The organism is Anaerohalosphaeraceae bacterium, assembly GCA_037479115.1.
Classification (GTDB): domain Bacteria; phylum Planctomycetota; class Phycisphaerae; order Sedimentisphaerales; family Anaerohalosphaeraceae; genus JAHDQI01.
This window is the reverse complement of sequence record JBBFLK010000041.1, coordinates 1-9,373: the sequence shown is the minus strand read 5'-3', so window position 1 is coordinate 9,373 and position 9,373 is coordinate 1. Positions and strand designations below refer to the sequence as shown.

The window sequence follows — 9,373 nt, the reverse complement described above, 5'->3', positions numbered from 1 at the left end:
ATTAAACCCCTACCCATTGTCAAGACAGAAAACGGGTTGTTTTAAGGTGGATTCATCGCTGGTTAATGCCGCCGTTGGAACGGAGGGAGCCCGGAGGGCGACCGGAGGGCCAACGGCGACGCCGTACACTGCCGCGGGGCTGCGGTAGCCCAACGCCTGGTGCAAACGCTCATTGTTATAAAACTCAAAATACCGACCCAGGTAGTACCGGGCCTCGGCAATCGTCTGGTAGTCCCGCAGATAAACTTCCTCGACTTTCACCGTCCGCCACAGTCGCTCAATAAAGATATTGTCAAACACCCGGCCCTGGCCGTCCATGCTGATCTGGACACCGGATTTACGTAATGTTCCGGTAAAATCCTCCGAGGTAAACTGGCTTCCCTGATCGGTATTAAAAATCTCCGGCTGGCCCCGATCGAGAGCCGCTTGAAGGGCTGACACACAGAAGTCTGATTCCAGCGTGATCGAAATCTCCCAACTGAGCACATACCGGCTGAACCAGTCCATCACCGCCGTCAGATACAGCCAGCCGCGATACATCCGGATGTAGGTGATATCCGCCGACCAAACCTGATCGGGCCGAGTAATTTCCACGTCCCGCAACAAGTATGGATAGATCTTGTGCTGAGTATCCGGGATGCTCAAACCGCGTTTTCGACGCGGATAAACTGCTTCCAAGCCCATCTGACGCATAAGCCGACGGATTCGTTTGGGATTGACCGGATGACCTTCCAACCGCAGCCACCTGGTCATCTTGTCAATGCCGTAAAACGGGGTTTTAACGTATTGTTCATCAATCAGCTTCATAAGCATTTCATTATATTCAGTTTCGCCCTTAGCGGTATAGTACAGACTACTGCGGTTCAAGCCCAACAGGTCACACTGGCGGATAATCGGGATCTTCTTGTGTCCCGGCTCGACGGCCTGGCGTTTTTGTTCAATCGTCAAGTCCAGATTTTTTTTTCAGCCAGTCCAATTCCACTTTTAACTGACCGATCTGCTGATACAATTCCGACGTTAACGCCTCCTGATCCCGCTGCTCATGCTTTCGCCCGCGGGAAAATAACTCCGGCAGCGAATCGAGCAACTGTTTTTTCCACTGCGTGATCTGATTCGGGTGAACCTCATACGTACTGGCCAGCTCAGCGATGGTTTTGTCGCCTTTTAGAGCCGCCAAGGCCACTTTGGACTTGAACGCAGCACTGTGATTACGTCGCTTGTTTTTCATGAATTCGTCTCCTGAAATATTATCGTCTCAGGCGACAAATCCACCTTAATTATGCGCTCAGTTTTCGGGGAGTATTATAAATCTCTCCAGGGCGTTATAGATCGCTCCTTCCAGCCCGGCACCGGGCTTTTGCTGGGCAAGGGTTCTTCGGATGTCCCGCAAGGTAAAGTAAAGCCGTTTCTGCTCCGGCCAGGTGCCGTAATCGACCACATACCCGGTAAAATCCCGTTCCCATCCGCACAGCATCCAGAACAGGGCCTTCTGCTGGACGTCGATAAACAAAGTCAGGAGATTGCAGCTAACCGGGACGATGCTGCGATTGTAGCCATTGAGTTTGGCGGCAATCTGGTCGGCATTGAGCATCTCTTCCCCTTCGGCCTCGACCATCGGCTCATTCTGGTACTCGGCAAAGAAGGCCGCCTCATCCCGCATCTTGAGGTTCATGGCATGCTGGATGGCGGATAGTTCGTCCTTATTGTGACGCTCGGGCCAGGCGACAATGGCTCCGGCATCCATCGCCTCCCGATTTTGGCGATAGAACTCCGTGGCCTCAGAACCATCCCCATCATTCCGCAGGGAATCGGCCCGGATCTCCGCATACTGCGCCCAGAGTTTCTGATTGGTCGGGAAGGCATAGACCATCTTGGTCCGCTCTCCCTGCCATTCGGGGTGCTTTTGGCGGTCTAAGATGTTGTCCGCCATATCCCCTGGCCGGATCACCGTACAGGCCATCAGCCCGGAGATCTTCCTGCCGGGACCGGCCATGCCCAATACGTCTCCCGCCAGGATTGCTTCTCTGCGCTGGGATTGGGAGGGGCTCCAGGCCGATTCGGTGGTCTGGGGGTCATCGACCATCACCAATTGCGGCCGCACTACCCGGCCATCGGAGCGGGCATAGTTCTGGCCTCGTATATCCGAGCCCTTCATCCCGCAGGAGGAGATGACCGCCCCGGATGCCTGGCTGCCTTCGATGGTAGGCAGGACGATCTTGTCGGCCACCCATTCGATCCGGGTCGGAATCCCGTTATGCCTCTGACCTTTCTGGCGGTTGGTAATCCGTTCCAGGGCGCGGATCGGAAAGGTCACTTCCGGGAAGTCCTCATGCAAGAAGTCATTGGTCTCCAGCCAGACCTTGATGTTTTCCAGCAGGTCCTTGGCCCGTTCGGCGGAGGCGGCGATCAGGCAGACAAACTCCGTGGCCCCAATCAGGGCAGACCACAGGCAGGCCATCTGCATCAACACCGTCTTGCCCGATCCGCGCGGCATGGCCAGGGCAAACAGGCCGCCCTGAAGGACTGCCTGCTCGATCTTGTCGATAACCTTCCGATGGTCCTCGGACCAGGGCAGGTAGAACACATCCGGGAAATACACCTCGCAGAAGGTCTTGAAGCTGGCCGTGGCCTGTGCCTTGCGATCGGGATTGACGACTTCCGGGATCTGCCCGATGTCCTGGCCGGCCCGGGCCAGTTCGGCATTCCGCCGCCGGGCGGCTTCTTTCATCTCCTCGTAGGTGCGTTCCTTTTTGGGCGGTTCCAAGTACCGATGAGTCAGCCAGGCGGCATAGCGGAATAGATCCACCGTCCTGGTATCGCCGATGGTATATCCAGCGCGATTGCGATGGCGTCGCAGGGTGCGTTCGTTGATGACCTCGCCAAATCCGGCGGAGTTGAGCAAGCGTGTCAGCTCGGCGGGTTTCAGTTGGGTTGGATTAATCGGCGCCACCGGCCACCTCCCGGGCCAGAAATGCGGTGTATTCAATCAGGTTAATCCTGCCTCCATCCCGGACAATTCCAGCCTTTTGGGCGATTGCCAGCACCGCTTGTCCAGAGATAGACCGGCGGCCCGCCTGGCGGAGCAATTGGGCCAGTTCCTCCACGCTTAAGGCCGTAATTTTGAGCAGTTTTGGATTCATTCTACCCCGGGTCCAGAACGGCTAAAAAAATAATGCAAATTCTTTGAAAATAATGACTTAATTCCCTTGGATCCGGGGCCAAAAGCCGGTAAGTCATCCCTGGAATTGAACAATAAAAACGCCTTTTTAGGAGACCCAAACATGGCAAAACAAGATGTAAAAACCGAATACGAAACCGCCAAAAGCGACATCGCCAACCTGCTCGGATTCTTTGAATGCGAATTGGGCAAAACCCCCAAAGAAATTAATTGGGGCCACGTCGGGGATTTAAAGCACATCCGCCAGAACCTGATGGAAATCTTGAGTTTCCTGAGCGGATTCGAAGTAAGCGAAATCGAAGATACCCTCCAGGAAACCCGCCTGTAGCAGCGTGGCGGAGCGTTCCGGACGAACATTTTTTTGAAAGGACCCAAATGATGAAAACCCAAGACATCCAAATCGGCAGCGTGTACGACCTGAAGGTCGGCAGGAACACTACGCCCGTGCGGATCATGAAGGCCGCCCAGGAGGGCGGCTGGGAGGCGGTGACGCTGGCCGGCAATAAGCCGGTGGCCATCCAATCCGCCGAACGGCTGGTGGGCCTGTACAATCCCAAGAAAGCGTCCCCGTCGGCCCAGGGCGGCAAGGCCAGCCCCAAGCCAAGAAAACCTACGACCCGAACCCAAAAGGCCGCCCAATCGAAACGTGGGCCAACGTCGCCCAAGGTCCAACGGCTCTCGGCGCTGGATGCGGCGGTGCGGGTATTGGCGGAGGCCAATGGGCCCATGACCTGCCGGCAGCTGATCGAGACCATGGCCGCCAAGGATTATTGGAAAAGCGCCAGCGGCAAGACACCAGCCAATACGCTCTGTGCCGCCATCCTGAAGGAAATCACAACCAAGGGAGATGATTCCCGCTTCCAGAAGGTCGGCCGCGGGCAGTTTGTGTGGGCCCGGAAATAACCGATTCGCAGACCTCTTTTCTCCAGAACCCCGGAAATGACCGGGGTTTTTCTTCAAGAATCCCATTGATTTGGGCGATAATTTCGTATATACTATGTGTATACGAAATTTGGGAGATTGGATTGTATGGTCAAAAACCTCATCAAACACGGAAACAGCTACGCTCTGGTCATCGACAAGCCGATCATGGAATTGCTGCAAATCACCCCGGATACAGAGGTGGAAATCACGACCAATGGCGACAAACTGGTCATTTCTCCGGTTCGTCCGGACAGCAAACAGGCCGAGTTGAACCGGATCCTCCACCAGATCAATGAAGACTTTGGCCCGGCCCTCCAGAAGCTGGCCGATTAGCCGATGGAGATCCGGTTCCTCAATCTGGATGAGGTCTTGAGGATCCATGCCGATCAGGTCCGCCGGTACAGAGGCAGCGGCCAGATCCGCGACAAAGGACTTTTGGAGTCGGCGGTGGCCATGCCCAGGGCCGGCTTTGGAGGGCAATACGCCCACCCGGATTTGTTCGAGATGGCCGCGGCCTATTTGTATCATATCGTGATGAATCATCCATTTCTGGATGGAAACAAGCGTACGGGAATCGTCTGCGCGTTGGCGTTCCTGCAATGGAACGGCATCCGGGTTCAGATCGACAATCCATCGCTGGTCGAGTTTGTCTTGGCGGTGGCTCAAGGGCAAAAGAACAAACATCAAATCGCTCGCTTTCTTAAACAGCATTCGGGCTCTCAGGACTGATCCGCTGGGCTTTCAATCCCGTAAAGTTTTCAAAACGCTGGACGATGACATCGCAATACAATGGGTCCAGTTCCATCAGGAAGGCCTTCCGGTCTGTCTGCTGGCAGGCGATCAGGGTACTGCCCGATCCGCCGAACAGGTCCAGGACATTCTCGCCTTGTTTGGAAGAATACTGGATCGCTCGTACCGCCAGCTCCACCGGCTTGGCCGTCAAGTGATCCATCTTCTGGGGCGGAATTTTTTTGACGTGCCACAGGTCAGGGGCATTGTTGGGACCGAAGAAGCGGTGACCCTTGCCGAGTTTCCAACCATAGAAACAATTATGCGTAACGATGCCGTCAGCGATGTAATGATGGTATCTGTCCACATCAAGCGAATAGACCGGCCCAGCGTAGTCTTGCACATCCACATGTCGAATCGGTATCCAGCGATACTTTGGGCCGCCTGCCGGAACGGGAACTTCCATTGCATCAGGCAGCAGGTTGCATGCCCGCGTCAGAAAAGACACCCTGCGTCCGTACTTTGGTCGCGTGTTGCCGCAATGGATAAACGGGTATTCGATCCGACGATGGTGATCGGATAGGGCCCAAAGCGCTCCCCGATGCAGAGCCATTGGATCAAAGCGGTCGTAGATGCTGGTGATCTGCGAATGCGTTCGCTTGCATGTTTTGGCTTCAACCCAAAACGTGGTTGGGATACCGTACCGAGCCGAGACCACCTGCTCGGCACATGCCGCATCGCAATTCGTGTCATGGGTGCTGAGAATCCAGGCTTCTTCGCCATTTTCCATATCGAGCCGCTGCTTGAGGCCCAGCCCCCATGTGGTGAGCAACTTCGTCTTGCCCACGCGCCACCATCGACCACGCCGCATGAGGTAGACGCACCAGATGGACCGAGCGTGTGGTACGAGTCGGACGCTGAACAGATGGCCATCGGTGCACCAAGTGGTGTTGGAACCGACAGTAATCCCATAGAGGGGGCCGCCATATGTACGCGTGCCGACGCGGATCGTTGGGCCACGACGGTGGCCGATGATGGCTCCAGAACCCTTGGCATACGTGATGACCTCATCCCCGTCTCGCAGGGCGGACAACGCGGTCGTGCCGGCGGGTGTCATGACTTGTGTATCAGGCGGTTGGCAAATCTCAAACGCCCCCATGAAATCCTTCCGGGTCAGGACGGGGTGCTGTTTGTCCCACACGATCCCTTGCGAAAAGTACAATCCGGCGTCTTGGAGCGGTTTGGGGTAATTGCCGAGATTGGCATAGCCGCCCCAGATGTAAAACGAGCCGCCGGGGACCAGGACGCGTGCCATGTTGTTGAACCAGGCTCGGAGCATCTCGTTGAAATCTTCAGCCGAAAGAAAATCATTTTCCAGCGGCCGGTCTTTGGCCCGCATCTTCTTGCGGGCTTTCTTGGGATCACCGGCGCCGCGTGCCTGGTCAAAACCCTGATGATGCAGTTGGGCCTTCTTGTTGGTAAAGGAACTGAGGCCGGCCGCGATGGCCGTGTTGCTGCGCGGTTCGACCTTGACGTTGTAGGGGGGATCGGTGTTGATCAGATGGATTACCTGCCCATCCAGCAGCCTATCCAGGTCCTCCTGGCTGCCCGCATCCCCGCAAAGGAGCCGGTGATTGCCCAGGACCCAGAGGTCTCCCGACTGGGTAATTGGCTCATCCGGCGGGTCGGGGATCTGGTCCGGATCGCAGTTGCCCTGTTTGACCTCGGCGGCGTTGAGCAACTGGGTCAGTTCTTTTTCGTCGAAGGCCAGCAAACTCATGTCGAATCCGGCCTCCATCAGCTCCGATAGTTCGATGGGCAGGATTTCATAGTTCCACTCGGCCAGGTCGGCCGTCTTGTTGTCGGCGATGCGGTAGGCCCGGATCTGCTCGGGCGTCAGGTCCTTGGCCACATGAACCGGCACCTTGGCCAGACCCAGTTTCAAGGCGGCCTTGTAGCGGGTATGGCCGCAGACGATGACGCCATCGGAATCGACCACAATCGGCTGCCTGAAGCCGAACTCCTGCAAACTGTCCGCCACGGCGTCGACCGCACCGTCATTGAGGCGCGGATTGTGCTCATAGGGCCGGAGGGTCTCGATCCCTCGAAGTTCGATGTTGAATTGTTTCGTCATAGCAGGTCTCCAAATAGGTGTGTGGTTATCTCGGACAATACAAACAAACTCTTCCTGGGAACGCGGCTGTTCCCCGTGCAGTCTTCTTTTTAATTTCCCGCGAAGGAACCGCTCGACTAATTATTTTTGATTCCATGTGACCTCCTGGCATAATCTGATGAATTCCTCTGCGGTTAGTGACCCCTTGGCAATATTCACCTGATGATCAACAATCCAGATATTAGAAATATCGTGAAGACCGCCTCGTGAGAGTGGCTGGATATGATCTAAAGATGCTGTTTCAGGTGTGAGCTTTCGACCGCTCAAAGCACAACGATATTGTTGTTTTTCCAGCAAGGATAAGATCTCATTCGTTTTAATTGTTTTTGCCATAACGCGTCAAACTCCTACGGTTATTGTTTTTACATGCGCAGGTTACCCAGCGTTTCCACGGAGATTCACAGTGATAAACATAACAATTCCGGGATTGTTCTATCATGCGCTTAACAGCTTTCGTCCAGGTACAAGTCGGATATTGTTCAAAACGCTTTCTGGTGTGAAGCAATTTCAAGTCTCTGGTCCTATGGGAAAAACTTTTAGCTAAGGAATCAAATTTTCTTTGCCAGGGAGTTTACCGTGGAGCAATATTGTTGTGACGATTGATCTTGTCGGTTGCTTTTCTTATCGCGACACCCCACATGACCTGTTCCATCGAATCCATAGAAGGATTCAGAAGACAGTCACGATGAATCTTTTTGGTAACAAGCTGGTTTCCTTGTTTATCCAAAAGGACGAAGTATTCACCAATAACTTCCACAGGAATAGTAATCATTTGAATATCCATGAATCTTTCACCCCATCAGTTGGAACGCCCACATTCCCAGGGCAAGAAAAAATGGTTGTCGTAATAGGTCATTTCATCAGATATGATTGGTCTCCTTTCCAGAAATAAACACTTCTCCTCACGCGCGTACGCGCGCAAAAATATGCACGCGGGGGTGGGGTGAAAGGGGAAGAGTTTATGTATATTGTTATTATATCCTTATTTATACAATAAAACCTTTCACCAAACCTTTCACCTTTTCGGGGAAGGGTTCTTTCTTTTTGACCCAAAAATGAACCTTAAACCCCTACCCATTGTCAAGACAGAAAACGGGTTGTTTTAAGGTGGATTCATCGCTGGTTAATGCCGCCGTTGGAACGGAGGGAGCCCGGAGGGCGACCGGAGGGCCAACGGCGACGCCGTACACTGCCGCGGGGCTGCGGTAGCCCAACGCCTGGTGCAAACGCTCATTGTTATAAAACTCAAAATACCGACCCAGGTAGTACCGGGCCTCGGCAATCGTCTGGTAGTCCCGCAGATAAACTTCCTCGACTTTCACCGTCCGCCACAGTCGCTCAATAAAGATATTGTCAAACACCCGGCCCTGGCCGTCCATGCTGATCTGGACACCGGATTTACGTAATGTTCCGGTAAAATCCTCCGAGGTAAACTGGCTTCCCTGATCGGTATTAAAAATCTCCGGCTGGCCCCGATCGAGAGCCGCTTGAAGGGCTGACACACAGAAGTCTGATTCCAGCGTGATCGAAATCTCCCAACTGAGCACATACCGGCTGAACCAGTCCATCACCGCCGTCAGATACAGCCAGCCGCGATACATCCGGATGTAGGTGATATCCGCCGACCAAACCTGATCGGGCCGAGTAATTTCCACGTCCCGCAACAAGTATGGATAGATCTTGTGCTGAGTATCCGGGATGCTCAAACCGCGTTTTCGACGCGGATAAACTGCTTCCAAGCCCATCTGACGCATAAGCCGACGGATTCGTTTGGGATTGACCGGATGACCTTCCAACCGCAGCCACCTGGTCATCTTGTCAATGCCGTAAAACGGGGTTTTAACGTATTGTTCATCAATCAGCTTCATAAGCATTTCATTATATTCAGTTTCGCCCTTAGCGGTATAGTACAGACTACTGCGGTTCAAGCCCAACAGGTCACACTGGCGGATAATCGGGATCTTCTTGTGTCCCGGCTCGACGGCCTGGCGTTTTTGTTCAATCGTCAAGTCCAGATTTTTTTTTCAGCCAGTCCAATTCCACTTTTAACTGACCGATCTGCTGATACAATTCCGACGTTAACGCCTCCTGATCCCGCTGCTCATGCTTTCGCCCGCGGGAAAATAACTCCGGCAGCGAATCGAGCAACTGTTTTTTCCACTGCGTGATCTGATTCGGGTGAACCTCATACGTACTGGCCAGCTCAGCGATGGTTTTGTCGCCTTTTAGAGCCGCCAAGGCCACTTTGGACTTGAACGCAGCACTGTGATTACGTCGCTTGTTTTTCATGAATTCGTCTCCTGAAATATTATCGTCTCAGGCGACAAATCCACCTTAATTATGCGCTCAGTTTTCGGGGAGTATTATAC

11 protein-coding genes are annotated in these 9,373 nt (G+C 53.9%); 4 read left to right on the top strand and 7 right to left on the bottom strand.

Translation table 11 applies throughout. The features are described 5' to 3' along the window. Positions 1-9: 9 nt before the first annotated feature. The 3 genes from WHS88_12435 to WHS88_12425 form a co-directional block, all read right to left on the bottom strand. A protein-coding gene (locus WHS88_12435) for an IS3 family transposase (protein MEJ5260986.1) occupies positions 10-1,228 on the bottom strand; the annotation gives its coding sequence in 2 pieces (ribosomal slippage) (positions 10-954 and positions 956-1,228; 1,218 coding nt in all). 57 nt (positions 1,229-1,285) lie between these two features. Beyond that, entirely contained in the window at positions 1,286-2,806 is a 1,521-nt protein-coding gene (locus tag WHS88_12430) for a terminase gpA endonuclease subunit (GenBank protein ID MEJ5260985.1), read from the bottom strand. A gap of 130 nt (positions 2,807-2,936) precedes the next feature. Continuing rightward, on the bottom strand, positions 2,937-3,140 hold the full coding sequence (locus WHS88_12425; protein ID MEJ5260984.1) for a hypothetical protein: 204 nt from the start codon (positions 3,138-3,140) through the stop codon (positions 2,937-2,939). 141 nt (positions 3,141-3,281) lie between these two features. Here WHS88_12425 and WHS88_12420 point away from each other — a divergent pair, with 141 nt between their 5' ends. The 4 genes from WHS88_12420 (at position 3,282) to WHS88_12405 (ending at position 4,831) form a co-directional block, all read left to right on the top strand. Next, entirely contained in the window at positions 3,282-3,506 is a 225-nt protein-coding gene (locus tag WHS88_12420; protein MEJ5260983.1) for a hypothetical protein, read from the top strand. Positions 3,507-3,553: 47 nt separating this feature from the next. Further along, on the top strand, positions 3,554-4,081 hold the full coding sequence (locus tag WHS88_12415) for a winged helix-turn-helix domain-containing protein (GenBank protein ID MEJ5260982.1): 528 nt from the start codon (positions 3,554-3,556) through the stop codon (positions 4,079-4,081). 126 nt (positions 4,082-4,207) lie between these two features. Beyond that, positions 4,208-4,435: an AbrB/MazE/SpoVT family DNA-binding domain-containing protein gene (locus WHS88_12410; GenBank protein MEJ5260981.1), complete on the top strand. Its 228-nt coding sequence runs from the start codon at positions 4,208-4,210 to the stop codon at positions 4,433-4,435. A 3-nt stretch (positions 4,436-4,438) separates the two neighbouring features. Then, positions 4,439-4,831, top strand: a complete 393-nt coding sequence (locus WHS88_12405) for a type II toxin-antitoxin system death-on-curing family toxin (protein MEJ5260980.1) — start codon at positions 4,439-4,441, stop codon at positions 4,829-4,831. Here the strand turns inward: WHS88_12405 and WHS88_12400 are convergent. The 4 genes from WHS88_12400 to WHS88_12385 form a co-directional block, all read right to left on the bottom strand. After that, positions 4,803-6,965 (bottom strand): DNA methyltransferase, encoded by a 2,163-nt coding sequence (locus WHS88_12400; GenBank protein ID MEJ5260979.1) that lies wholly within the window; start codon positions 6,963-6,965, stop codon positions 4,803-4,805. The genes WHS88_12405 and WHS88_12400 overlap by 29 nt on opposite strands. A 120-nt stretch (positions 6,966-7,085) precedes the next feature. Then, the gene (locus tag WHS88_12395; protein ID MEJ5260978.1) at positions 7,086-7,337 is read right to left on the bottom strand and encodes an HNH endonuclease signature motif containing protein; all 252 of its coding nucleotides are present in this window, start codon (positions 7,335-7,337) and stop codon (positions 7,086-7,088) included. A gap of 238 nt (positions 7,338-7,575) precedes the next feature. Further along, a complete protein-coding gene (locus WHS88_12390; protein MEJ5260977.1) occupies positions 7,576-7,788 on the bottom strand; it encodes a hypothetical protein in 213 nt (70 codons plus the stop codon). Between the two features lie 286 nt (positions 7,789-8,074). Further along, positions 8,075-9,293, bottom strand: a protein-coding gene (locus WHS88_12385) for an IS3 family transposase (GenBank protein MEJ5260976.1) whose coding sequence is annotated in 2 segments (ribosomal slippage) — positions 8,075-9,019 and positions 9,021-9,293 — 1,218 coding nt in all. Because the reading frame shifts where the segments join, the coding sequence is not laid out codon by codon here. Between the last annotated feature and the right edge of the window lie 80 nt (positions 9,294-9,373).

Bases quoted from the DNA above. Each gene is read 5' to 3' on its own strand.
- WHS88_12425 (MEJ5260984.1), bottom strand. From the start codon at position 3,140: ATGAATCCAAAACTGCTCAAAATTACGGCCTTAAGCGTGGAGGAACTG.
- WHS88_12420 (MEJ5260983.1), top strand. From the start codon at position 3,282: ATGGCAAAACAAGATGTAAAAACCGAATACGAAACCGCCAAAAGCGAC.
- WHS88_12415 (MEJ5260982.1), top strand. From the start codon at position 3,554: ATGATGAAAACCCAAGACATCCAAATCGGCAGCGTGTACGACCTGAAG.
- WHS88_12410 (MEJ5260981.1), top strand. From the start codon at position 4,208: ATGGTCAAAAACCTCATCAAACACGGAAACAGCTACGCTCTGGTCATC.
- WHS88_12405 (MEJ5260980.1), top strand. From the start codon at position 4,439: ATGGAGATCCGGTTCCTCAATCTGGATGAGGTCTTGAGGATCCATGCC.
- WHS88_12400 (MEJ5260979.1), bottom strand. From the start codon at position 6,965: ATGACGAAACAATTCAACATCGAACTTCGAGGGATCGAGACCCTCCGG.
- WHS88_12395 (MEJ5260978.1), bottom strand. From the start codon at position 7,337: ATGGCAAAAACAATTAAAACGAATGAGATCTTATCCTTGCTGGAAAAA.
- WHS88_12390 (MEJ5260977.1), bottom strand. From the start codon at position 7,788: ATGGATATTCAAATGATTACTATTCCTGTGGAAGTTATTGGTGAATAC.